Annotated in this window: 23 protein-coding genes and 1 pseudogene; 10 read left to right on the forward strand and 14 right to left on the reverse strand. The window is 45.1% G+C overall.

The genetic code is table 11. The annotated features are described in order from the left end of the window. Nucleotides 1-362 precede the first annotated feature (362 nt). The 3 genes from J8N69_RS05610 (at nucleotide 363) to J8N69_RS05620 (ending at nucleotide 3644) form a co-directional block, all read left to right on the forward strand. Nucleotides 363-1094, forward strand: a complete 732-nt coding sequence (locus J8N69_RS05610; RefSeq protein WP_227803987.1) for an FKBP-type peptidyl-prolyl cis-trans isomerase — start codon at nucleotides 363-365, stop codon at nucleotides 1092-1094. Nucleotides 1095-1318: 224 nt separating this feature from the next. Continuing rightward, a complete protein-coding gene (locus J8N69_RS05615; RefSeq protein ID WP_168827456.1) occupies nucleotides 1319-2650 on the forward strand; it encodes an O-antigen ligase family protein in 1332 nt (443 codons plus the stop codon). A 67-nt stretch (nucleotides 2651-2717) separates the two neighbouring features. Next, nucleotides 2718-3644: a glycosyltransferase family 8 protein gene (locus tag J8N69_RS05620; RefSeq protein ID WP_168827457.1), complete on the forward strand. Its 927-nt coding sequence runs from the start codon at nucleotides 2718-2720 to the stop codon at nucleotides 3642-3644. Between the two features lie 31 nt (nucleotides 3645-3675). Here the strand turns inward: J8N69_RS05620 and J8N69_RS05625 are convergent, their stop codons facing one another. Further along, entirely contained in the window at nucleotides 3676-5154 is a 1479-nt protein-coding gene (locus J8N69_RS05625) for a phosphomannomutase (protein ID WP_168827458.1), read from the reverse strand. 45 nt (nucleotides 5155-5199) lie between these two features. Beyond that, nucleotides 5200-6597 (reverse strand): mannose-1-phosphate guanylyltransferase/mannose-6-phosphate isomerase, encoded by a 1398-nt coding sequence (locus J8N69_RS05630; RefSeq protein ID WP_168827459.1) that lies wholly within the window; start codon nucleotides 6595-6597, stop codon nucleotides 5200-5202. Nucleotides 6598-6718: 121 nt separating this feature from the next. Between J8N69_RS05630 and J8N69_RS05635 the strand changes: the two genes are divergently transcribed. After that, the gene (locus J8N69_RS05635; RefSeq protein ID WP_227803988.1) at nucleotides 6719-6865 is read left to right on the forward strand and encodes an Atu4866 domain-containing protein; all 147 of its coding nucleotides are present in this window, start codon (nucleotides 6719-6721) and stop codon (nucleotides 6863-6865) included. Between the two features lie 101 nt (nucleotides 6866-6966). Continuing rightward, a pseudogene (locus J8N69_RS05640) lies at nucleotides 6967-7080 on the forward strand (elongation factor P); the annotation flags it as partial. A gap of 11 nt (nucleotides 7081-7091) precedes the next feature. Here J8N69_RS05640 and J8N69_RS05645 read toward each other — a convergent pair. The 5 genes from J8N69_RS05645 to J8N69_RS05665 all read right to left on the reverse strand — a co-directional run bounded on the left by J8N69_RS05645 (nucleotide 7092) and on the right by J8N69_RS05665 (nucleotide 13251). Then, complete coding sequence (locus tag J8N69_RS05645; RefSeq protein ID WP_168827461.1) at nucleotides 7092-8447, reverse strand: IS5 family transposase; 1356 nt, start codon at nucleotides 8445-8447, stop codon at nucleotides 7092-7094. Nucleotides 8448-8517: 70 nt separating this feature from the next. Then, entirely contained in the window at nucleotides 8518-10128 is a 1611-nt protein-coding gene (tnpC, locus tag J8N69_RS05650; protein ID WP_227803989.1) for an IS66 family transposase, read from the reverse strand. 26 nt (nucleotides 10129-10154) lie between these two features. Beyond that, complete coding sequence (gene tnpB, locus J8N69_RS05655; RefSeq protein ID WP_227803952.1) at nucleotides 10155-10517, reverse strand: IS66 family insertion sequence element accessory protein TnpB; 363 nt, start codon at nucleotides 10515-10517, stop codon at nucleotides 10155-10157. Between the two features lie 309 nt (nucleotides 10518-10826). Then, nucleotides 10827-12224, reverse strand: a complete 1398-nt coding sequence (locus J8N69_RS05660; protein WP_168824725.1) for a mannose-1-phosphate guanylyltransferase/mannose-6-phosphate isomerase — start codon at nucleotides 12222-12224, stop codon at nucleotides 10827-10829. Between the two features lie 118 nt (nucleotides 12225-12342). Further along, entirely contained in the window at nucleotides 12343-13251 is a 909-nt protein-coding gene (locus tag J8N69_RS05665) for a LysR family transcriptional regulator (RefSeq protein WP_168824727.1), read from the reverse strand. Between the two features lie 489 nt (nucleotides 13252-13740). Here J8N69_RS05665 and J8N69_RS05670 point away from each other — a divergent pair, with 489 nt between their 5' ends. Continuing rightward, the gene (locus J8N69_RS05670; RefSeq protein ID WP_168824729.1) at nucleotides 13741-14334 is read left to right on the forward strand and encodes an FMN-dependent NADH-azoreductase; all 594 of its coding nucleotides are present in this window, start codon (nucleotides 13741-13743) and stop codon (nucleotides 14332-14334) included. A gap of 201 nt (nucleotides 14335-14535) precedes the next feature. Beyond that, complete coding sequence (locus J8N69_RS05675; RefSeq protein WP_168824731.1) at nucleotides 14536-15450, forward strand: lysine exporter LysO family protein; 915 nt, start codon at nucleotides 14536-14538, stop codon at nucleotides 15448-15450. Nucleotides 15451-15476: 26 nt separating this feature from the next. Here J8N69_RS05675 and J8N69_RS05680 read toward each other — a convergent pair whose 3' ends face one another. From J8N69_RS05680 to J8N69_RS05705, 6 genes are all read right to left on the reverse strand, one after another. Then, nucleotides 15477-16112 (reverse strand): RpiB/LacA/LacB family sugar-phosphate isomerase, encoded by a 636-nt coding sequence (locus tag J8N69_RS05680; RefSeq protein ID WP_168824733.1) that lies wholly within the window; start codon nucleotides 16110-16112, stop codon nucleotides 15477-15479. A 49-nt stretch (nucleotides 16113-16161) separates the two neighbouring features. Next, on the reverse strand, nucleotides 16162-16482 hold the full coding sequence (locus J8N69_RS05685) for a cupin domain-containing protein (protein ID WP_168824735.1): 321 nt from the start codon (nucleotides 16480-16482) through the stop codon (nucleotides 16162-16164). A gap of 231 nt (nucleotides 16483-16713) precedes the next feature. Continuing rightward, nucleotides 16714-17502: a DNA-binding transcriptional regulator KdgR gene (gene kdgR, locus J8N69_RS05690; protein ID WP_168824736.1), complete on the reverse strand. Its 789-nt coding sequence runs from the start codon at nucleotides 17500-17502 to the stop codon at nucleotides 16714-16716. Between the two features lie 90 nt (nucleotides 17503-17592). Continuing rightward, complete coding sequence (kduD, locus tag J8N69_RS05695; protein ID WP_168824738.1) at nucleotides 17593-18342, reverse strand: 2-dehydro-3-deoxy-D-gluconate 5-dehydrogenase KduD; 750 nt, start codon at nucleotides 18340-18342, stop codon at nucleotides 17593-17595. A 272-nt stretch (nucleotides 18343-18614) separates the two neighbouring features. Next, entirely contained in the window at nucleotides 18615-19469 is an 855-nt protein-coding gene (gene fghA / locus J8N69_RS05700; RefSeq protein WP_168824740.1) for an S-formylglutathione hydrolase, read from the reverse strand. 96 nt (nucleotides 19470-19565) lie between these two features. Further along, nucleotides 19566-20681 (reverse strand): S-(hydroxymethyl)glutathione dehydrogenase/class III alcohol dehydrogenase, encoded by a 1116-nt coding sequence (locus J8N69_RS05705; RefSeq protein ID WP_168824741.1) that lies wholly within the window; start codon nucleotides 20679-20681, stop codon nucleotides 19566-19568. A 168-nt stretch (nucleotides 20682-20849) separates the two neighbouring features. Between J8N69_RS05705 and J8N69_RS05710 the strand changes: the two genes are divergently transcribed. Both J8N69_RS05710 and J8N69_RS05715 read left to right on the forward strand, forming a co-directional pair. Beyond that, entirely contained in the window at nucleotides 20850-21740 is an 891-nt protein-coding gene (locus J8N69_RS05710; RefSeq protein ID WP_168824743.1) for a LysR family transcriptional regulator, read from the forward strand. Between the two features lie 72 nt (nucleotides 21741-21812). Further along, nucleotides 21813-22076 (forward strand): DUF3820 family protein, encoded by a 264-nt coding sequence (locus J8N69_RS05715; protein WP_168824745.1) that lies wholly within the window; start codon nucleotides 21813-21815, stop codon nucleotides 22074-22076. On the opposite strand, the gene J8N69_RS05720 is transcribed toward J8N69_RS05715, so the two are convergent. Beyond that, the gene (locus J8N69_RS05720; RefSeq protein ID WP_168824747.1) at nucleotides 22073-22534 is read right to left on the reverse strand and encodes a GNAT family N-acetyltransferase; all 462 of its coding nucleotides are present in this window, start codon (nucleotides 22532-22534) and stop codon (nucleotides 22073-22075) included. The two genes, J8N69_RS05715 and J8N69_RS05720, sit on opposite strands and share 4 nt — an antisense overlap. A gap of 458 nt (nucleotides 22535-22992) precedes the next feature. On the opposite strand from J8N69_RS05720, the gene J8N69_RS05725 reads away from it, so the two are divergent. After that, nucleotides 22993-23691: an aspartate/glutamate racemase family protein gene (locus tag J8N69_RS05725; RefSeq protein ID WP_168824749.1), complete on the forward strand. Its 699-nt coding sequence runs from the start codon at nucleotides 22993-22995 to the stop codon at nucleotides 23689-23691. Nucleotides 23692-23708: the final 17 nt, after the last annotated feature.

Here is a 23708-nt window from a genome sequence, read left to right on the forward strand (position 1 = left end):
GCGATTGTCTCAGCAAAGAGCAGAGGATTAATCTCATTGAACGTCTTGTGCTTTGTGGAACCGTTCTTGAAACTAAACGAGATCTTATGGAACTCAAACAAAGTGTGCAGGTGAAGGGGTCGCTTTGGTAACGTGACAGCATATAAACTGGCATAAACAGCCTACCTTATGTTAGAACATTCATGTTAAACAGAAACGACGGATCTGATTTTGCAAAGCACAAGGCGTATACCATTGTTCCTACTTTGTTTACGCCCCATAAATGCTTTATTAAATGCTGGTCAAAAAATGCAAATCTAACTCCGTCTTAACGCTTCACATCACAAAGTGATAAACCAACAAATAATGGAACACCTTTCCTTATGAAAAAAATAGTTATGAAAAAAACACTTATTGCGGCGCTGGTTATGTCCTCTGTTTCTTTTGCGTACGCAGACGACAGTACAATTAAACTGGATTCTAAAGAACAACGTCTGGGTTACAGCATTGGCACCATGTTTGGTTCGCGCATGTCACAAGATTTCTCTGAACTAGATATGAAAACCTTCATGGCTGGCTTCCAAGACGCGTTTGCCGGCAAAGAAGGTCAAATGACTATGGATGAAGTGACACAAACCATCCAAAGCTACCAGCAAGAACAAATGGAAAAAGCACAGCTTGAAGAAGCCAAAGCCGCTGAAGAAGCCAAAGCCGCTTCCGCTGCATGGTTAAAAGAGAAAGAAGCCGAAGACGGTGTGAAAAAAACTGAATCTGGTTTGTTGTATAAAGTCATTACAGTAGGTAAAGGCGAAAAACCAAGCGCAACAGACACTGTTGAAGTCGATTACGAAGGCAGCCTAACAGACGGCACCGTATTCGATAGCTCATACAAACGTGGTGAAGCAATTACTTTCCCATTGAATGGTGTTATTCCAGGTTGGACAGAAGGTCTACAACTTATGCCTGTTGGCTCTAAATACGAACTATACATCCCAGCTGATCTAGCCTACGGCCCAGGCGGCACAGGCCCTATTCCGGCTTATGCCGCGTTGAAATTTGTGGTTGAACTTCACAAAGTAGTCAACGAAGAAAGCGAAACAGAAGCTGCCAAGTAAATGTCTTGTTGTGAAAGATAAACGGATTAAAAATGGTCATCTGCTGATGACCATTTTTTTGCTCCAACCACTTAAGCGGATTACTTGACAGCAGGTGCCCCATTCCACCACACCAAATCACAACTTTCAGTCATATCTTGTATACCTAAACCCATAACTATTTGTATACTACGCACCAATCATATTTTTTCCTTAAAGCACCACCTCACGGACATGAGTTTACAATGACTTTTTCTGCTACTGGATTTACCCGCATATTTGAACGCCGATCATCGGAAGACCAACCTGCTTGGCTTATATACATAGGTACTCTATCAGTAATAATCTATGCAATTTCGAGAACAGGCTTCCCTAAAGTAGCAGAAATAACATCATCAATAGCGGTTCTTATTGGATTATGGGGACTGTTCAAATATGGAAAAATCGTAAATAGCCATATTTTATTGAGATTTCTGTGGATAGGAATTATTCTCCAACTAATATCTTGGGGGCTCGCCCAATATATTACCCCAGAGTGGGCAGAAAGCACGCCAAGGCTTAGTAACCTAAATGGCTGGTTTCTTTTTATTCCGTTTGCATGGCTCATTGCTCAAAAGAAAAATGCAATTTGGCTAATATGGGGAGCTGCAGCATTAGGCGTACTACTATCTCCTTGGATAACTGGAGAAGGATTTGATGAGTTAATAAGAGGCATTAATGGTAGTAGAGTAGATTTTAAGCTTTTAAATGCGCAACATATGGCTTTATTTTTTGGGTCAGTATTTATCGGCTTATGTTGCTTCAGCAAAACACTTTACAAAAGAAATACGTTATTAATAATACCTTTAGCATTGCTAATATATTATACATTACTAGTCGTTTACATTAGTCAAACACGTCAAGCGTGGATTTCACTTGCCATTACATTAACAACAATGTCTATTTTTTTGATTATTAAATACATAAAAAAGCAATCAACAAAAAAACAAATAAGTGCCATTCTACTCTTCATTATAACTTTAGTCATATTAAGCACTTTAGCTCTAAATAATGACAAAATAAAAGATAGATTTATGGCTGAAAAAGATTCTATATCAGCCATCACCTCGCTTAACTTTGATGACGTGCCATATTCTAGCTTTGGGATTAGATTTCATTCTTGGGTTGCCGCTACTGATTTTATAAAAGAAAAGCCCTTATTTGGCTGGGGCAACAATGGAAAGTCATTAGTAATGGAACATACAGAATGGTTGCCTAAAAATATCAAAGATAATTTTGGGCATCTTCATAACACTTACCTTGAGCTTCTAGTAAACTATGGTGTTTTAGGGTTATTATTTTATTTTTCTGTCTGGTTCATAATTGGAAAAATGCTTTTTAAAGAAATAAAACAAGGCAATATAGAGAAAGAATTTGGCTATATGTACATATCTATCTTTATATTCTGGAGCATAATGAATTGCTTTGAATCTTATCAGAATTTCTGGACTGGGGAATTTTATTTCAACATATTCATGGCTGGCATTTTATCAAAGGTATGGCGTATAAAATCACTAGAAAAATATAAAAATATTTGATACACCTCGAATTAAGTTTATATAATAAACCAATAATCTCAAACTATAAAAAGTTAAAACGTTAAAAATGATTAATATCGTATTATGTTCAGATGAAAACTACGCAGCATACAGTGCAACAGTGATGATTTCATCATTGCTGAATACAACATCTCCGGAAAAATTCGCATTTTACTTATTAACACCGGGACTAAAAATTGAAACGGAAAAAAAGCTAAAAAAAGCGATTCAAGACTATGATGCTCAATTACATATTGTTAATGTAGATACCTCTAACCTAAATTCTTTAAATATACATTTAGGTAGGTTTGGAATAGGTGCACTTCTGCGTCTCTATATGCATTTTTATCTACCCGAGCATGTGGAAAAAGTCATTTATCTTGATTGCGATTTATTAGTATTAGGAGATCTAGCAGATCTATGGAAAAAAAATCTAAATGGTCTTCCTGTGGGTGCTGTTACCGACCTTTGCTCTCCAGAGGTTTTCAAAAAAAGACATGAAAGTTATTTCAATAGCGGTGTACTGTTAATTGATTTAATCAAATGGAAAAAAGATCAAATAGGTGAAAAATCACTTTCTTACCTGAACGAGAATTCAAAAAACTTAAAATATCCAGATCAAGATGCTTTGAATTATATTTTAAAAGACAAATATCAGCCTGTCGATCTTAGCTGGAACGTCCAACCAACATCATACTCTGCATATGAAAAAAACTATGATTACTTGCAAAAAAGAAAAGATGAACTTTATCAATCAATTAAAAAATCAAATATTATACATTTTATTGGTTCGCTGAAACCATGGCATCCAAACTGCACTCATCCGATGCAAGAATTATTTATTGATTTTTCCAAACACACACCATGGCCAATTGATATTAAAAAATTACGAACAACCCTGTCTATCTCAGAAAAAATAAGGCTTATTTTGAAGAAGAAAAAAATACAGAGACGCAGAAAAATGACTGAATATAAAAAAAACAGCATCACCTAATATATTTTCAAAAAAAGAATACTTTTTATGACTAAATATCTTTAAAAAGCGTTAAAACAGTGTTGAGATTTTTTTTAGAACACAAATAGTTACCACTCTCCACATAACACCTCAACTCTGGGGCATTACCAGACGGTCTTAAATGCACAATGTCGCCGTTGTTGAGCGTCATGCGTAATCCATCCGTTTCATCGATTGAGACGACGTGAGGCACATCACCATCTTGCGCTATCGCGGATAATAATTCAGCCTGCTTTGACTGATTTGCCTTAATATCAGCAATCAGCTGTCGACTGGTTTCCGATGGAATACCTTTAATGCGATCACTCGCGGTGAAACGTGCAGGAAACTCAGCCGTCAATCGGCTAATAGGGCACGCTTGCTCAAACGACATAGCCAATACAATTAAAGCAGGTAATACGGAATCGCGCGTTGGTAACGCGTGCAATGTTTGCCCGTTCACCACAAAATCCGCCCCGACTAGAAAACCGCCATTGGCTTCATAACCCACCAATCGAGCCTCTGGGGCTTGCTGTAACAGTGTTTCCATGCCAGCAATCACATAAGGGGAGCCAATTTGAGTGCGTAGCGTTTTTCTGACGGGGTGGTGCAACGCCCCCCTCAACTCAAGTACCGTATTCACATTCACTGGCGCGGCAACATGCGTTGCGGCCAGATAGTCCGCACACAAAACACCAAGAAGATCACCACGCAACCATTCGCCGCTTTCATTGGCGATCAGCGGGCGATCGCCATCACCGTCGGTGGAAATGATGGCATCCAACTGATATTCTTTAGACCAGTTCAAGCCTTTTTGAACATCCTCTTCCGACACGGCTTCCGTGTCGATCGGCACAAACGTCTCGGTACGCTCTAACGACACCACGTCAGCGCCAAAATGGCATAACAAGGCTTTGATCAAATCACGAGCGACACTGGAATGTTCATAGACGCCGATGCGTTTGCCTTGCAACATAGTCGAAGGAAAAAGCGAGGTGTAACGCTGTTTAAAAAGTGTTATTGCAACGTCATCAATATTAGGCAAAGCCAACTGAGCGACTTGCTCAGAAAGGGCTTCAGGTACCACCACAATACCGTCCATAATCGCGGCTTCGTCAGCTTTACTGATTTCCCCATCGGGGCGATAGAACTTGATACCATTACGATCAAACGGAATATGGCTGCCCGTTATCATCACCGCTGGCAGGTTGTGTTGCATGGCATAAAACGCCAAAGCAGGCGTAGGCAACGCCCCACAAAACACCACGTTAGCGCCACAAGAATCAGCGGCCAACAGCACGGCCTTGGCAATAGCTGGGCTGCTCGGACGCAAATCCACCCCCACCGCCACACCAGACGCAGAAGGACAAACTTCCTGAAGAAAAGAGCGCACAAACGCAAAGCAAAGCTCAGGGGTTAAATCCTTGACCAAACCACGCACACCACTCGTGCCGAAGGCCACACCCAACTCATTGCTAAGGTGTTTGACCTGAACCGTATTCGTACTCATGCTACCCATCCCAACGTAACGTCCGCTCTCTTAACGACCACTTTTTTAACGGCCATAGCGATCACTAAAACGTACTATGTCGTCTTCGCCCAAATAACTGCCCGACTGCACTTCAATCAATTCAAGCGGAACCGTACCTGGGTTTTCTAAGGCATGCACCACGCCAACAGGAATATAGGTAGATTCGTTTTCCGTTAACAGGATTTCACGTTCACCATTGAGCACTTTCGCTGTACCAGACACCACCACCCAATGCTCGGCACGGTAATGATGCATTTGCAGGCTTAATTTTTCGCCGGGTTTTACCATGATACGCTTCACTTTATGTCTCTCGCCAGCGTCGACTACTTGGTATGTTCCCCAAGGACGATGAACCGTGGTGTGATACATATGCTCTTGGCGACCTTCGGCTTGAATACGCTTAACAATCTGCTTCACATCTTGGGCATTGTTTTTGTCCATCACTAAAACAGCATCCGCCGTCTCGACAATCACCAAATCTTGCACGCCCACTGCAGCAACTAAACGCGACTCAGAGCGAACCAAACAATTCGTCGAGCCTTCGGCCATCACATCGCCAAGCAGCACATTGTTGTTAGTGTCTTTATCTGCATAATTATATAAAGCATCCCAAGCACCGATGTCACTCCAGTCTCCCGCATAAGGAACCACTTTGGCTTTCTTCGTCCGCTCCATTACCGCAAAGTCAATCGACTCTTCTGGGCATTGGGCAAACAAGATCGCATCGACACGCACAAAATCCAAATCTTCTGCACGCTGCTGATAAGCATTATTAACCGCTTGAAAAATATCATCACGATGAACCGCCAACTCACCCAAAAACGCTTTAGCACGAAACAAGAACATGCCACTGTTCCATAGGTATTCACCACTATCTAAATAAAATTGGGCTTTTTCAAGATTCGGCTTTTCAACAAACTCCATCACAGAAAAACGCTCACCCGCACGAATATAACCATAACCGGTTTCCGGGCGAGTCGGCTGCACACCAAAGGTCACTAAAGCATCGTCTTTCGCCAGTTCAACCGCTTGCTTAATCGTGGTTTCAAACGCCGCAATATCACGAATCACATGATCCGCAGGCAACACCAACATCAGCGCACCATCTGCATGACTGCGCAACGCTTCCAACGCCGCCAAAGCAATCGCTGGCGCGGTATTACGACCTTTAGGTTCTAGAACAATACGGGCGTTTTTAACACCAATAGACTGCAACTGTTGCGCGATTAAAAAGCGATGGTCTTCATTACACACCACGATAGGATCTGCCACTTCCAACGACAAAGTACGCAACATAGTCTGCTGTAAAAGACTGTAGTGAGCATCTACTAATGCATAACACTGTTTAGGAAAATGGTCACGCGATAACGGCCAAAGGCGACTTCCTATCCCACCAGATAAAATGACAGGAACAATTTTCAAAACAGATCCTTCGCGTATGACAAAATAATCCCGCAAGTCTACCAAAACTTAACAGCAAGAAATATAAAAATGCGGAAATAAAGGACAAACACAATAAGAAAATCAGCCTATCCAGCTGACGGTGTCAAAAGACAAATCAGCCTATGAAGGCCGATATCGAATAACAGGCGACGATATTGAGTATTGGAATGACACAGATTTTACGTCTAATGGCACCTTTATAGATGGAGTGCTTTGTCACGCTGGTATGATGTTGTATCGTCAGTAAAACAGTAGGCGCTACCAATGTCTGCTGTTTGAAAGATACCGCTAACCGCTGCTCTAAGTCTGCTTTTTGGCGACTGGCGACTGGCGACTGGCGACTGGCGACTGGCGACTGGCGCTATGGTACGTGTTCTATTACTCATTAACAATAATGAAGTATTACGTGTTGATACACGTAGCGGCGAATACGTTTCTCGCGCAATAGGTAGTCGTCCCTGAATAATGGCGTTTCAGGCTAGAAGCGCCATGCTATTTTTAGGTCTTTCCAGTGGAAAAATTATTTTCAGCCATAATCGTCTTAAAAATGGCCCAAAATATGGGGCGCAATAAAGCCACTTCAGTAGCTTACGTAGGTTCTGACCACAGGCACTTAAAATCACGTTGATCGCATCGCCCAGTACTCCTTTTAAGAAGCATCGTCTGAGTTTTCCATCCGATTTGAGATGCCCTATGATGGGTTCTACACTGTTTCGTCTTCCCATCCAGTGCTTCTCTTTCTTAGGGACTCCGCGTTTTTGACCTGCAATCAAGACGTTAATGTCTTCCACGCCAGACCCTTTATATCCTCGGTCAACAAAACAGGTTTCCGGCTTTTTTCCTGTCAGGGTTTCAACTTGTTGAAGTTGATCTTTTAGCGTATGTCCATCATAAGGATTGCCTGGATAGCTTCTTGCTCCCACGATAAAGGATTCTTTCGCGGTCACGGCGATACTGGCTTTCACACCAAATTCGTAGCGTTTATGCGCTTTGCCTTTGGATATACAGTCCACATTGGGTTCATGCAAGCTATACAGTTTGTTTTTGCTCTGGCGAGTTTGTTTTAGTAATCGGTAGGCTTGGTTAAGTGTGTCTTCCTGTTTTTGGGTGAGCGTTAATCCTTGCCGCTTTACTTGCCGATCAATATCTCGCAGGACTCGCCCTAAGAAGCCTTTGACTTGCTTAATCGCTTTTTTCATCCGTTTGTATTGTTTGGCGTGACCATAACGTCCAATTTTAGGCATTAACTCATGACAGGCTTTGTCGTAGGTTTGTCTTAGCGTGATATTTTGTTCTTTGGCTACCTGAGTGAGCTGCTGTCGAGCCTTGTTGTAGAGCTTGGCATCGGTTGGGAAGGTGATGTTTTTTTCTTGTACCGTGGTGTCTACCACGACTCGTTTTAGGCTCGCTGGTTTGATGACTTTTAGTTTCAATCCTGCTTGTATCGTCTGGGTAAGCAGCCATTCGCAGCCTTCTTCTCCTAGCCGTTTTCGCCATTTTACAAGACTGGTTGGATGACACGGGAAGTTGTGTTGGAAAAAGGTTTCGCCGCAAAAATATTGGTAATAAGGCGATTCAAGCCATTGCTCCAGCACCATCTCATCAGACAAATTATGCAAGTGCTGCAAATACAGCAATCCAGCCATAAGACGAGTCGGCAGAGCCGCTGCGCCAACCGTCGCAAAGTGCACCCCCAATTCGTTATCCAACAAGTTCCAATCAATGATCTTAGCCAGTCGAACTAAAGGATGATTGGGGTTAATGATGTCTAAGAGCTGAGGTTGGAATAAATCCTTTTGCGGGACGATCTTTGACTGACGAGGTTTCATAAAACTCACCCATTCTGCAACTTTTTAGGTCTAAAGGCGTATTTATCGTAAGATTTAGGTATTAACTATCTTATAAAAACGCATTAGATTCAATAGGTTGAGAGATTTTCAGGGACGACTTGATATTCCACGGCAATAAATCGTTTATGTCATCGTTTTCCTTTCTTCTCGGCAGCTCTTCAAACAATCTTACTAAGTAATCATACGGGATAAGTCCATTGGCTTTGGCCGTTTCTATTATACTGTAAAGCGTTGCACTGGATTTTGCACCATTACCCGTATTCGAGAACAGCCAGTTTTTGCGTCCAATCACGAAGGGTTTGATGGCGCGTTCTGCTCGGTTGTTATCGATGTTGACGCGATAGTCGGTCAAGTAAACGGTAAGTTTGTCCCATTGATTGAGATTGTATTGGATGGCTTTACCCAATAAAGATTTCGGCGGCACTTGTTGAGCCGATTTCTCAAGCCAGGCTTTATAGGTCGCTAGTACTTCGGGAGCTTGCTCCTGACGGATTTTAAATGCGCCTTCTGCATTGTCGGCCTGTTGGGCCAGCGTTTCGATGGCGTACAGTTTTTTGATGTGGTTGATCGCCATCGTTGCTTTTCCTGACTTGCCTTTCGGCATGCCTTTTTCCGCTTCGATAAATTTGCGACGTGCGTGGGCCCAGCAACCAGCCAACGTGGCTTGGGTGGATTCATACGCTTGGTAGCCGTCCACATTAAGATAACCATCGAAGCCTTGTAAAAAATCAACAGCACATTGCCCACTTCGTGTTGACTGGTAATCGTATAAGACGATATTCGGGATCGGGTTGTATTTGTCTGGGGCCTCTTTGCCTGTACAGTACACCCACATGTAGCATTTTGAACGAGCTTCTTTGATCACATTCAGGGTGGTTTCATCGGCTTGGATAACGGACTGTTTCAGTAATTCTTGATGTAGTCGTTCATAAAGCGGCTTTAAGGCATCGGCACATTTTTTCATCCAATCTGACATGGTTCGTCGGCTTAACTCAATACCGTATTGTTTAAATAAGGTTTCTTGTCGATAGAGCGGTAAGCTGTATTGGAATTTACCCGTGATAATCTGACTCAGCAGACTTGGGGTCGCGATGCCTTTGGGGATAATACTCGGCGGCATAGCCGCTTGTTTGATGGTGTTCTGTGTTCCCGTTTTTTCACATTCTCGACACGCGTATTTAGGGCGAACGGTTTCGATCACTTTAAGCTGAGCGGGGATAAAATCGAGCTTTTCAGAACGGTCTTCACCTATGCAATGAAGTGCACCTTGGCAACATAAGCAGACTTTGTCTGACTCAGCGATATCCAGTACAACCGTTTCGCGAGGTAAATCCTTTGGCAGGGGCTGACGCTTAGGTTTCGAGCGAGTGTAAGAGACGGTCTGCGTTTCAGTCTCCGTGTCGATGACATCAGATTCGGCCGCCATTTCATCAAACAACTCACCTTGCCCAGGTGAGGTTTCCGAGCTTTTGCCAAATTGCTTTTGCTGCGCCAAACGCCACTGCTCTAAAATGAACGTGTATTTAGATTGCCACTGCGCAAGCAGCGAGTCTTTTTCACTCAGAAGGCTGTCTTTTTTACCCAATAGTAAAGCTTGCTCAAGCAATAGTGCTTTAAGCGCTTCAACGTCATTGGGTAAGTCTTCTGGAAGTATTTTCATAGGTTGGATTATACCAACCTAATGGGCTATGCGTCATGATATCGGTAAGTTAAATGCGGATGTGCCCCTTGGGAACAAATGGGTAGGCCGTCCAACAACCAATTCAGTTGTCGATGAGATATGTGCAGCGATAAATGCTCATCCTCAATGCCAGGCCATTGGAAACGCCCTTTTTCCAATCGTTTGTAATGCAACCAAAAACCATTATTAGACCACTGCAATATTTTGATCTTGTCACGTGCTCGACCACAAAAGACAAAAATGTGCTCACTACAAGGTTCTTTTTTAAGATCGTAGGCGACAATATTGCAAAGTCCATCAATGGCTTTACGCATGTCGGTAGGCCCACAAATCAGTGTAACGTTAAGCTGGGAAGACGCGGTAAACATGAGACTGTTGCTCCGATTTAAAAGACAACAGACTTTAAGGTGTTTGAAGGTAATTAAAATGTGTGGTTTGCCGGACGCTTACTGAAGAACAACCTAAACGAGCTGCACTCAGTAAACCGTGAGCAATAGCACTAAGAGCAATACACCTATAAGAAAGAGCGCACAAATGCAAAGCAAATCTCAGGGGTTAAATCCTTGACCAAACTACGCACACCACATAGCACCGAAAACCACCCCCAATTCATTGCTGAGGTGTTTGACCTGTACATTCGTACTCATGCTACCCATCTCAACGTAACGTCCGCTATCTTAACGACCATAACGGTCACTAAAACGCACTATGTCATCTTCACCCAAGTAACTACCAGACTGGACTTCTATGATTTCCAAAGGTAAATCACTTGGATTTTCTAAAGCATGTACTACACCAACCGGAATGTAAGTCGATTCGTTTTCGGTGAGCAGAATTTCACGATCACCGTTTTGCACCTTCGCCGTACCAGACACCACCACCCAATGCTCTGCACGATGATGATGCATCTGCACACTTAACTTCTCGCCGGGCTTGACCATGATGCGTTTTACTTGATGACGATGACCAAGATCGACTGTTTGATAGGTTCCCCAAGGGCGATGCACAGTGGTGTGATACATATGCTCTTCACGACCTTCGGCTTGGATGCGTTTCACAATCTTCTTCACATCTTGGGCGTTGTTTTTGTCCATCACCAACACCGCATCAGCCGTCTCGACAATCACCAAATCCTGCACACCTACAGCGGCAATCAAACGCGACTCAGAGCGAATCAAACAATTCGTCGAACCTTCGGCCATCACATCGCCAAGCAACACGTTGTCGTCTGCGTCTTTATCCGCGTAATCGTACAAGGAATCCCAAGCACCAATGTCACTCCAATCCCCCGCATAAGGCACGACTTTCGCTTTTTTCGTCGGCTCCATCACCGCGAAATCAATCGACTCTTCAGGGCATTGTGCAAACAACTCGGCGTCGACACGCACAAAATCCAAATCTTCCGAACGCTCTTGGTAGGCTTGGCTCACCGCTTGATAAATATCATCACGATGAACCGCCAACTCACCCAAAAACGCTTTAGCACGGAACAAAAACATCCCACTGTTCCACAGGTAATCACCCGAATCTAAATACGCCTGCGCTTTTTCAAGATTGGGCTTTTCAACAAACTCCGCCACCGCGAAGTGCTCACCAGAGCGAATATAACCATAGCCGGTTTCCGGGCGAGTCGGCTGCACACCAAAGGTCACTAAAGCATCGTCTTTCGCCAGTTCAACCGCTTGCTTAATCGTGGTTTCAAACGCCGCAATATCACGAATCACATGATCCGCAGGCAACACCAACATCAACACATCATCCGCTTGACTGCGCAACGCTTCCAACGCCGCCAAAGCAATCGCTGGCGCGGTATTACGACCTTTAGGTTCTAGAACAATACGGGCGTTTTTAACACCAATAGACTGCAACTGTTGCGCGATTAAAAAGCGATGGTCTTCATTACACACCACGATAGGATCTGCCACTTCCAACGACAAAGTACGCAGCATAGTCTGCTGTAAAAGACTGTAGTGGGCATCTACTAATGCATAACACTGTTTAGGAAAATGGTCACGCGATAACGGCCAAAGGCGACTTCCTATCCCACCGGATAAAATCACAGGAACAATTTTCAAAACAGATCCTTCGCCTATGACAAAATAATCCGCAAGTCTATCAAAACTCTAAGATAAGAAATATAAAAACGCACAAATAAAGGACACCCTGTATTTGACTGGGCCTTAATATGGTTTTTTATACACTTGAGCGTTTGGGACAAGCATTGCATTCTGCCTGCAGCAGTTCGACCAATAAGCGTGTGGCTGGGCCGGTGCGTTCACCTTTGCCAAAAATAGCGTACATGTGAAAGTTGCGTTCACTGCCTGAAATAAGCGGCAATTTTTTGAGTTTGCCGCTTTGCAAGGCGTATTCTAAATCGGCTTTTGGTAACCATGCGAAGCCAATGCCGCTGGTCACAATTTCTAACGCAGATTGCACACTGGATACCGTCCAGCGACGGTCTGTACCAAGCCAGCCTGCGTCGACGGAGGTTTCTGACGCCGAGTCCCGAATCACGATCTGTAGCTCTCGACTCAAACGCTCATTGTTGATGGGGTCGGCTTCTTTATGCAGCACATGTGTACTGGCGGCGACGGCGATCATTTCTACTTCAACAATAGGGTCAGCAAGGTAGCCTTTGGGAACGATGCCACTTAATACTAAATCTGGGCGACCTTTTCGAAGGGCTTCTTCGCCACCACTGAGCACAGATTCTTTCAGCTGAACTTGCGTGCCTCGGCTTTGTGGCTCAAAGGCTTGCAAGGCTCGTAATAAGGCTGGCGTAGGAAACGCCTGATCGACTACCAATTCTAGCTCTGGTTCCCAACCTTGCCCCAACGTATGGGCTAGCTCTTCTAGGTCCACCGCCTCTTTTAATAGATGCCGAGAGCGGCGTAACAACACTTCGCCTCGTTCGGTCAGCTTGGCTTTGCGGCCTTCTATTATGAGCAAGGGATAACCCAGCTGCTCTTGCAGTTTTGCCACTGTATAGCTGATGGAAGATTGACTCTTATGAAGGGCTTCAGCGGCTTGGGCAAAACCACCTCTATCAACAACAGATTGTAAGACTCGCCACTGTTCTAGGGTTACTCTTGGTGCTTTCACGGTGATTCTCTTTGCTGATGTTTGGTTTGGGAGCTTTCGTATTATTTCGTATTATTTCGTATTAGAGAGATTGTCGCTAAACGACTTCCTTCGGTCTTGTCTCGATTTGTCCTTTAAAAATAGTATGCCGACAAGATGTAACTTACCACGACAAATTACGCCTTGTCGGGCTAAAGCCACGACCTACAAAAAAACTGCCATAGGTCAAGACACAACCCCATCCTAGCCTTCCCCTTGGAAGTGATAAGGGGAAGGGACAGTGACAATTCCGGCCTGCTCCTCCCCCTTGTGTCTTGAAGGGGGAGGCTGGGAGGGGGTTATGGTGCCATAGATCAAGACAAACATTTAAGTAACGTAAATGTATCGTTTTTTTCGATTGATATCTTCAGAAAAAGTCACTTTTTTATCGAATAATTTGGTTATACAATGGCTCCATTATCAAATAACGGCGCCAAATAGGCCCCTATTTATTACGGAGAATACTGTTTTATGGCTACTTTACTACGTATCGATTCTAGCGCTTCTGGCGACAATTCAAAATCACGTCAGTTGGCGAATGAGTTTATTGAACAATGGCTTGCTAAAAACCCAGGCGGCAAGGTCGTGGTTCGTGACGTCAATGCCAATCCTCTTCCTCACTTTACGAGCGAAACATTGGGTGCTTTGTTCACTCCAGAAGAAGACCGCAGCGCTGAGCAACAGGCTATTGTGGCGATTGGCGATGAGTTGATTGACGAAATCGAAGCCGCTGATGTGGTGACCATTTCTGCGCCTGTGTACAACTTCGGTATTCCGTCTACGTTGAAGTCTTACTTTGACTACATCGCTCGCGCAGGCCGTACCTTTAAATACACAGAAACTGGCCCTGTCGGTTTGTTGAACAAAGACGCGTACTTGTTTGTTGCTAGCGGTAGCTTTTTAGCGGAAACACCAATGGATCATCAAGTGCCTTACCTGAACACTTTCTTGGGCTTTGTTGGCGTGACCGTCAAAGAAACCTTTATCGCTGGCGGCCAAGCATTGGGCCAACCAGGCGAAGAGTCTTTTAATCAGGCTAAAGCGAAAATCGCCTCAGCGGCGTAACTGCTTAGTGTATAACGGATATTAATATCCCTTCTAAAAACCGGTTAGACATCTGTCTAATCGGTTTTTTTATGGACGCAAACAGTCGTCGTCCGTCGGTATGACTCTTTGCCATAGACAAACCCCATCACTAGCCTTGTGTTTAGCAAGAAATATCGAGAAAATGCCTGTCCACTATTTAATACAAGATTGATTTAATACATGACTATTCTCGTCACTCTCGGCCCCCTGTTGGTCGCTTTGTTTTTTGGTTACTGGGTCAATATCGCTTTATTCACTCCGGCCCGTGTTGCAAAAGGCTTAGAGCAATTGGTCTACGTAATTTTAGGGCTTATTGGCTTCAGTCTTGGTGCCCTGGATAACCTCACCGAAAAGCTGCTCATCGCGGGTTATCAAGCCATTGTGTTTTTCGGGCTGATTAGTGTTTTCAGTCTAGCGGGGCTGTATCTCAGCGGCTTGCGGTTTGGTGGCACTCACGCAGATAGTCTGGCAACAGGGCCGAGTGACAGCAAAAGCCATGCATTGATGGACGCCGCTAAAACCCTTGCTTGGGTGATTGGCGGGGTGTTGGTGGGGATTTTCGCCAGCGATTTACTCACCGGCGTAGATGAACTTGTCACCGGTTTGCTGTATGTGTTGTTGTTTCTAATCGGCTGTCAATTGCGCCAAGGCAACCATCGCTTGCGCAAGCTTTTCCTCAATGCTCAAGGCATGATTATTGCCCTAGTCACTATTTTTACCACCTTATTTGCCGGCTGGATAGGAAGCCTAGTGTTGGGGCTAAACTGGAATCAAGGACTGGCGGTGGTATCCGGTTTTGGTTGGTACAGTTTGTCTGGCATCTTGATCACCGGATTGGGGGATCCCGTGCTTGGCACAACGGCTTTTTTGCTAGATCTAAGTCGCGAAATTCTGGCCTTGATGCTGATTCCGTTTTTGGCGCGTCTCAACAGCCATATGTCGGTTGGATATTCCGGCGCGACGGCCATGGATTTTACCCTGCCAATGCTGGGGAAATTCCATGGCGCGCAGATTGTGCCGGTTTGTATTGCCAGTGGGTTTATTATGAGTATTTTGGTGCCTATTCTGATCCCGTTGTTTTTGGGCATCGGCTAGACATCATCCCACCAGGATAATTTGAATCAGAGCAAAGAGCGTACATAGGCTTCGATCTCAGGGGTTTGGTTGTGGTCGAAGAAGCATTGCTGAAAACGTTCGCCAGACACGGCGGTTTTGACCAGCGCTTGGTCCATGGCTTTTAAACCATCCAAGACGTTGTCTTTCATGGTGGCGGCTTTCACTTGGTTTAAAATACCGGCGTTTTTCACTTGTGGCTCTCTGCGCTCAATCGGGTAACCTTCACCACGAGGGCCAGTGAAAGCCTTCTCAAAAATATAACGCGCGTTTAATTCTGCTGCCCAACCGAAGCCTTTAGCAAAGGCCATGGCAATGGCATTGCCGTTGTTGATTTGGTTAAACAAAAAGGCATCGGACGGTTCTAGGCAGTAGCCGCACACTACACCAGGGTGAGCGTTTAAGGACATCATCGCGCCTTGACCTGTACCGCAACCGGAAACAACAAAGTCGACGGCTTTTGAATTGAGCAACAAGCTCGCCATGATACCAAGATGGATGTAGGTTAGGTGGTGGTCGTTTTCGTCGCTCATGCCAACATTAAATACGTCGTGGTTCAACGGGCCAGCAACCGTATTGAGTTGCTCTAAAATCGTGGCGTTTTTGCCCGCTTGGCTGTTTTCCATCATCAGTGCAATTTTCATTATTTTCTCCTGAATGGGTTCAATTATTTCAATGTCGTCAGTCGCTTGCTTATAAAAAGTCTTTGCGGACTGGGGTGAAGTTGTCGAGCAATACGCCGGGCTCTAAGCAGCGGCAGCCGTGCATGACGTTGGGTTCTTTGTACAAGGTGTCGCCTGGGCCAACGAGTTTGGTTTCGTCACCGATGGTGAATTCAAATTTGCCAGACAAGACGTAGGTTAATTGTTCATGGGGATGATTGTGCAGTGGGCCGATGGCGTCTTTTTCAAAATGCACTTCCACGGTCATGATGTTATCGGAGTAGGCCATGATTTTGCGCGATACGCCAGCGCCAAGGTCTTCCAAAGGGACTTCGTTATTGTAGACAAACATAGGGCAGCTCTTTGTATTCTTGTTTTAGACTGGTTCACTATAGCAGCACTAAAACATTATTCAACATTTTATGAAAAGCTGTTTTATTAAATTTCGTAATATTTGAAACATGCTTCGACATGCAGCCAGACAGTCATCTTGGTCGCACCAAATTCGCCGCTAAAGACAGTCGATAAGACATAAAAAAGCTGGCGTCATGGTGAATGAGGCCAGCTTTTTAACATGGGCTAATTAAGGTTTCTGAGTGTAACCCAATTTTTCCGATATCTTGGTTGTGGCGTCTTGTAATAAGCCGACGTATTTTTCAAATTTCTCTGGCGTATGACGTAGCGTCGGGAAGGATAAACTTAACCCAGCAATCACGTTGCCTAAACGGTCATAAATAGGCGCTGCAATACAGCGTAGGCCTTCTTCTTGTTCTTCGTTGTCGACGCCGTAGCCTTGATTTTTCACTGCCTTTAATTCGACCAATAACGAATCAACCGAAACATGAGTGTTCGCGGTGGAAGGAATAAAGTCAATGTTTTCAAAGGTCTGTCGAATGTCGCTGTCTGGTCGTTCTGCCAGCAACACCTTGCCTATTGCAGTAGAGTAAAGCGGGTTACGGCCACCAATGCGCGACTGCATACGCAAATTGTATTGCGCGTCGACTTTGTAGATATAAATAATGCCGTCGCCATCTCGTACGCCTAAATGCAAGGCTTCTTTGGTTTGCTCGCCAATGCTGGTCATGTAGGGCTCGGTCAATGACACCAGATCCACATGTTCCAGTGCTTTTGAGCTTACTTCAAACAGCTTGAGTGTGAGCCAGTAGCGGTCGTCATCGCCTTGCTGAGACACAAACCCGAGCATTTTCATGGTTTGCAAAAAGCGATAGACGGTGCTTTTGGAGCTCATCACGATTTGCGATAATTCCGTTATACCAAGGGATTTGTGTTCGGCCAATGCAGCAAGAATGGCAAACACCTTCATTACCGACGATACCGGTTCAATTTGTAGCGCGTTGTCTTCGTTTTTCATATGAGTTTCATTATTTTTGAAATGGGTTTTTGTCGTTTAACTATATGACATTTTTTGACCTAACAACACCCCACTCAAGACAAATGCCGGTTAACGCGCCAACCAACCCCCATCCACCGCAATGGTGTAACCGTTCACATAACGCGACGCGTCGGATGCAAGAAACACAATCGGCCCCGCCATGTCATCCGGTGTTCCCCAACGTCCTGCGGGGATACGGTTTAATATCTCGCTAGAACGGTCTTCGTCGGCCCGTAGCGCACTGGTGTTGTCGGTTGCCATGTAACCCGGCGCGATGGCGTTGACATTAATACCGTGTTTAGCCCATTCGTTGGCCAGCAAACGCGTTACGCCCATCACGCCGCTTTTTGACGCCGTGTAAGACGGTACTCGAATCCCGCCTTGATAAGACAACATAGAAGCAATGTTAATAATATTACCGGTGCTGCCCTGAGCGATGACTTGTTTGGCAAAACCTTGAGACATAAAGAAAACGGCTTTGATGTTCACGTCCATTACGTCGTCCCAGTCTTGTTCGGTAAACTCAAGCGCGTCGTTACGGCGAATAATACCGGCGTTATTGACCAAAATATCGACTTTGCCAAACGCCGCGACGGCTTCTTTTACCACACGATCAACGCTGTCCATTTTGCTCATGTCGGCGATCACACTGTGAAATTTCCGGCCGGTGCTTTCCATTAGCGCCATCGTTTCAGTCGGAGCGCTTCTGTTTACACCCACTATGTCTGCCCCCGCCTTGGCCAACGCCAACGCCATTCCTTGTCCAAGCCCAGTATTGCACCCAGTGACAATGGCGACTTTTCCCGTCAAGTCAAACACAGCATTTCCTCTTTATTTGGTTTTGGACAAGCGACCTTTGCTTTTTAGCCGCTTTACGAGGCCATACTAGAAGAACAAACAGAAAATAACAATATCAATTCTATTTTATTGAAACATCTTTTTATTATTTAATAAATCGCCCAACAATAAACAGCAAGAAGAGACAAATAGAGGGGGTCTTTGGGGTCAGATCAAGAAATAGCTGCCTCTCAGAGTTTAAGACTTCCACTATTCTATTTTTTGATCTGACCCCAAACTCCGCCAAACTCCGATTAACCTAACGCGTTAGAATGAAACGCTAGATGTTCGTCGATGAAGCTGGCGATAAAAAAGTAGCTGTGATCGTAACCCGGCTGACGGCGCAGCGTGATCGGGTGTCCGGCTTTTTCACAGGCCGCTTCTAGGGCTTCGGGTTTAAGCTGTTCTGTCAAAAAGTTATCCGCTTCGCCTTGATCGATAAACAAAGGTAAGCGTTCACTGGCTTTTTCAACTTGGCTTTCTACTAGATTTTCTACAAGACAAGTCGCGTCCCATTCCTTCCACGTGGCTTTGTCTTCACCCAAGTATCCGGTGAAGGCTTTTTCTCCCCAAGGACAGTCAGTGGGGTTGGCAATTGGCGCAAAGGCGGAAACGGATTGATACTTGCCCGGATTCTTCAAGGCACAAATCAAGGCGCCGTGACCACCCATTGAGTGACCAGAGATCGAACGCTTGTCTGTCACCGGGAAGTTCGCTTCCACCAAATGCGGCAGTTCTTGCACGACGTAGTCATACATATGGTAGGTATTCGCATAAGGTTCCACCGTGGCGTTGAGATAAAACCCTGCCGCGGAACCAAAGTCATAGCTTTCATGTTCGTGTGGATAATCCGTACCGCGTGGGCTGGTATCGGGACAAACGATAGCCAAACCTAGCTCAGCGGCTTTACGAAAAGCACCGGCTTTTTGAGTAAAGTTTTCATCGTTACAGGTCAGACCTGACAACCAATACAAAACCGGGACTTTTTGCGTTTCCGCCTGTGGTGGTAGATAAATCGCAAAAGTCATCTCGCTTTTTACGGACAAGCTTTCATGCTTATAACGCTTCAACCAACCACCGAAGCTTTTGGTGCTCGATAACAGTTCCATAGCTGTCTCCTTAACTGTGTTAAAAAAGCCCGCTCAGCGGGCTTATCAAAACGGTGTGATAACGATTATTTATCGAAAGCTTACTTATACAAAAGCTTACTTATCAAACAGAATGACAGTACGAATACTCTCGCCTTTGTGCATCAAATCAAACGCTTCGTTGATGCGCTCCAGCGGCATAGTGTGGGTAACAAATGGGTCGATTTCGATCTTGCCATTCATGTAGTCTTCGACATACCCTGGCAATTGGCTGCGACCTTTTACGCCACCAAAAGCAGAACCCTTCCAGACTCGACCGGTGACCAACTGGAATGGACGCGTAGAGATTTCTTGACCGGCTCCCGCCACACCAATAACGATGGATTCGCCCCAGCCTTTGTGACAGCACTCAAGCGCTTGACGCATCACTTGCACGTTACCGATGCATTCGAAAGAATAATCCACACCGCCGTCAGTCATATCAACAATGACTTGCTGAATCGGCGCCTCGAAGTTTTTCGGATTAATGCAATCGGTCGCACCAAACTGCTTCGCCATGTCGAATTTAGATTCGTTAATGTCGATGGCAATAATACGAGACGCCCCTGCCATGCGAGCGCCTTGAATGACTGACAAACCAATACCACCCAAACCAAACACCGCAACCGTCGCGCCTTCTTCGACTTTCGCGGTGTTTAGTACGGCACCAATACCCGTGGTGATGCCACAACCTAGCAAGCAGACTTTTTCTAGCGGTGCATCCACGTGGATTTTCGCCAACGAAATTTCAGCAACCACGCTGTATTCAGAGAAGGTAGAAGTCCCCATATAATGGTAGATTGGCTCGCCGTTGATGCTAAAACGGCTGGTACCGTCTGGCATTAGGCCTTTACCTTGTGTTTCACGCACCGCTTGGCAAAGGTTGGTTTTGCCCGATTTGCAGAACTTGCACTCGCCACATTCTGCGGTATAAAGAGGAATAACGTGATCGCCGACTTTTAGCGTGGTAACGCCTTCACCGACGGCTTCGACGACCCCCGCTCCTTCATGACCAAGAATAGCCGGGAAAATGCCTTCTGGATCTTCACCCGACAAGGTAAACGCATCGGTGTGACAAACACCTGTTGCGACCATGCGAACCAGCACTTCGCCTTTTTGCGGATCCTGAACATCTACTTCTTCAATTTTAAGGGGTTGGCCTGGGCCCCAAGCAACAGCGGCTTTACATTTCATTGCGTACTCCAAAGTGTGTTTTGAATCATTTTCGATGCCCACAGTGTAGACGCAAATGATTACCAGGATAATGCTCAATTTGGAAAATGATTATTGCCATACAGCAACAATCATTTTTTACTTCATCGAAAGTGAGTTAATCTAAGCTTTTTAATGGCAGGGGATAAAATGAAAAACTGGGAAGCCATGGAAGCCTTTATCGAGGTCGTTAGACAAGGCAGTTTTTCCGCTGCCGCGATAAAACTCGGCGTATCGGCGTCTCACATGAGTCGCTTAATCACGCAACTCGAAGCGGAACTTGGCACCACACTGTTATTTCGCACCACAAGACGCATTCGTTTAAGCGACGCCGGAGAGCTGTATTATCAGCATTGCCGAGGTTTACCCGAAGCGTTAAGCAGCGCCGAGGAAATGATTTCAACCTTAAACCAAGCCCCCATTGGCGCCGTCAAAATGACCTGTGCCACGACCTTTGGCGAGCGCTACATTGCCCCTTTGATGAATGATTTTTTATTAAATCACCCAAAGATCGAGCTGGATTTTCATCTTACCAATCGTTCGGTGGATTTAATCGAAGAAGGTTACGATCTGGCGATTCGCATGGGGGCGATGAAGGATTCTAGCCATTTGTCTCGACGTTTGTGTGATCGTGTGGAATACCTTTGCGCCTCGCGGGAATACATAGACCAACACGGTATGCCGCATACGTTAGCCGAACTGAACAAACACAGCTGCTTGATCGGTTCCAAAAACCACTGGCTGTTTCAACAAGATGGGCAACGCAAAGAAATGAAAGTCGCCAGCCAATGGCGCAGCAATTCTGGCCCCGCCTTGCTCGATGCGGTACGAAAAGGCTTAGGGATCGCACAACTGCCGGATTATTATGTGGGTGACGATCTCGCCAGCGGCAAACTCATCCCCTTGTTGACGCAATATCAGTATCCGTACAGTGGCGTTTGGTTGGTTTATCCCAAAGTACGTCAGCCCTCCCCCAAACTACAAAGCATTTGTGACTACCTGATTCAGCGCTTTAAGGAAAACCCACCATTTGCCAAATAACTCGGCTATGTTTAAATACACGTACAAAGTTTAAATACACATACAAACTCAACCCATCATTAAGCGAAGCCCATGTTTTCACAACAAGATCTCGTTCAAGTTGCTCGTCAAACCATGCCCTTTGGAAAATACCAAGGCCGTATTTTAATCGACCTACCGGAAGACTATTTGCTGTGGTTTGCGAAAAAAGGTTGGCCGAATGGCAATCTAGGGCAATGGCTGCAACTGGCGTTGGAGATTAAAATCAATGGCTTGGAAAAACTGGTCGATCCGTTGCGCAAACCGACCGAGAAAAAAACCAACGAGCCTAAAGTCCGCATTCGCTTTGGTGATTAAACTAGCGAGCTGGACTGTCTAAAAAACACATAATACAAAACACCGCTCTCTTCTTTGTCAAAGGCAAAACCCGCGCGCTCAACGACTTTGATAGAAGCCATATTGTCGCTTCTCACTTGCGCCACCAAGGGCCCATCAAGATAACTCACCAAAACCGATAGCATCTGATGAGCAACGCCTTTTCCGCGAGCTTCTGGCGCCACCGTCCAAGACAACTCCCACCTGTTTTCCACGCGATCCGCTCGGCACGTCCCGACAGCCTTACCCATCATCTCAGCTACCCACAAACGCCTTTGATCAGGCTTACTTAATGAGGCCTCGAGCCAAATGAGATGAGAGCTCAAAACCACTTCATCGGTATTATGCGACGCTTGACGTGTCTCAACATCATTACGCCACAGTAATAAAAGATCGGCATCTGCCATCTCAGCGGGTCGTAAAATTAATTGCTTTGTCATATCCATTTCGTTGCTCACAGCGACAGATCGAATAACACAAATTATAAATGCACCAGCCTCATAAACAAAACATCTTGTTTCGCAGGCCGGATGAGGAAGGCACGACCGTTATCCGGCGTGGATGTTATTTAGCCTGCAATTGGTTGATTTATATTGTTTTTTGTAGGTCGTGGCTTTAGCCCGACAAGGCGTAATTTGTCGTGGTAAGTTACATCTTGTCGGCATACTATTTTTAAAGGATAAATCGCGACCGACAAGATTAACGGAAGTCGTTTAGCGACAGGCTCTTGGAGGGGGTTATTTGGATGGCTAAGTACTTCCAGCGTTTTTATGACAAAAGAGCGTTGTAAAGCCTGCCATCACAGTTGGCTTTGTTATTCTGACTGTCTGTGCATTACGATCTTTCCATAAGCGCGTTAGACTTCATGGTTTGGTTATCCACATTAAAGGACGCAAGCATGAAAACAATCGGTATTATTGGCGGGATGAGCTGGGAGTCTTCTGCTCTGTATTACCAAAATATCAACGAGCTGACTAAGCAGCAACTTGGTGGCTTGCATTCGGCTAAGATAATCTTATCCAGTGTCGATTTTGCTGATATTGAGCGTCTGCAACATCAAGCTGATTGGGGGCAGTTAGGCGACATTCTCGCCGCAGAAGCCAAACGTTTAGAACAAGCGCAGGCCGATTTCATTCTTATCGCCACCAACACCATGCATAAGGTGGCTGATGCTGTGCAAAGTGCCATACAGATTCCGTTACTGCACATTGCCGATGCCACCGCGAAAGAACTGGTTAAACAACAGCATCAAAAAGTCGCTTTTATCGGCACTCGCTATTCGATGGAAGAAGATTTTTATATTAAACGACTTGAAGATCAATATGGTTTAGACGTTATTACGCCTTCAAAACCAGACCGAGACAGCATACATCGCGTTATTTACGAGGAGCTATACCTCGGAAAAATACGGCCTGAATCAAGAGCCGTTTATATCGATATCGTCAATCGACTCCAAGATGCTGGCGCAGAAGCCGTCATCGCAGGCTGTACAGAAATTACGCTTTTATTAAAGCAAGAGCACGTCTCTGTGCCTTTATTTGACACTGCGTATATTCACGCCAAAGCGGCGGTGGATGAGGCGTTGAATGGCTTTTAATGGTTTGGTTTTCTGGC

The organism is Marinomonas profundi (assembly GCF_020694005.1).
GTDB classification, from domain to species: domain Bacteria; phylum Pseudomonadota; class Gammaproteobacteria; order Pseudomonadales; family Marinomonadaceae; genus Marinomonas; species Marinomonas profundi.

Excerpts from the sequence above, each read along its gene's own strand:
- J8N69_RS05610 (WP_227803987.1), top strand. The coding sequence starts at position 363 with ATGAAAAAAATAGTTATGAAAAAAACACTTATTGCGGCGCTGGTTATG.
- J8N69_RS05615 (WP_168827456.1), top strand. The coding sequence starts at position 1,319 with ATGACTTTTTCTGCTACTGGATTTACCCGCATATTTGAACGCCGATCA.
- J8N69_RS05620 (WP_168827457.1), top strand. The coding sequence starts at position 2,718 with ATGATTAATATCGTATTATGTTCAGATGAAAACTACGCAGCATACAGT.
- J8N69_RS05625 (WP_168827458.1), bottom strand. The coding sequence starts at position 5,154 with ATGAGTACGAATACGGTTCAGGTCAAACACCTTAGCAATGAGTTGGGT.
- J8N69_RS05645 (WP_168827461.1), bottom strand. The coding sequence starts at position 8,447 with ATGAAACCTCGTCAGTCAAAGATCGTCCCGCAAAAGGATTTATTCCAA.
- tnpC (WP_227803989.1), bottom strand. The coding sequence starts at position 10,128 with ATGAAAATACTTCCAGAAGACTTACCCAATGACGTTGAAGCGCTTAAA.
- tnpB (WP_227803952.1), bottom strand. The coding sequence starts at position 10,517 with ATGTTTACCGCGTCTTCCCAGCTTAACGTTACACTGATTTGTGGGCCT.
- J8N69_RS05670 (WP_168824729.1), top strand. The coding sequence starts at position 13,741 with ATGGCTACTTTACTACGTATCGATTCTAGCGCTTCTGGCGACAATTCA.
- J8N69_RS05675 (WP_168824731.1), top strand. The coding sequence starts at position 14,536 with ATGACTATTCTCGTCACTCTCGGCCCCCTGTTGGTCGCTTTGTTTTTT.
- J8N69_RS05680 (WP_168824733.1), bottom strand. The coding sequence starts at position 16,112 with ATGAAAATTGCACTGATGATGGAAAACAGCCAAGCGGGCAAAAACGCC.
- J8N69_RS05685 (WP_168824735.1), bottom strand. The coding sequence starts at position 16,482 with ATGTTTGTCTACAATAACGAAGTCCCTTTGGAAGACCTTGGCGCTGGC.
- kdgR (WP_168824736.1), bottom strand. The coding sequence starts at position 17,502 with ATGAAAAACGAAGACAACGCGCTACAAATTGAACCGGTATCGTCGGTA.
- fghA (WP_168824740.1), bottom strand. The coding sequence starts at position 19,469 with ATGGAACTGTTATCGAGCACCAAAAGCTTCGGTGGTTGGTTGAAGCGT.
- J8N69_RS05705 (WP_168824741.1), bottom strand. The coding sequence starts at position 20,681 with ATGAAATGTAAAGCCGCTGTTGCTTGGGGCCCAGGCCAACCCCTTAAA.
- J8N69_RS05710 (WP_168824743.1), top strand. The coding sequence starts at position 20,850 with ATGAAAAACTGGGAAGCCATGGAAGCCTTTATCGAGGTCGTTAGACAA.
- J8N69_RS05715 (WP_168824745.1), top strand. The coding sequence starts at position 21,813 with ATGTTTTCACAACAAGATCTCGTTCAAGTTGCTCGTCAAACCATGCCC.
- J8N69_RS05720 (WP_168824747.1), bottom strand. The coding sequence starts at position 22,534 with ATGACAAAGCAATTAATTTTACGACCCGCTGAGATGGCAGATGCCGAT.
- J8N69_RS05725 (WP_168824749.1), top strand. The coding sequence starts at position 22,993 with ATGAAAACAATCGGTATTATTGGCGGGATGAGCTGGGAGTCTTCTGCT.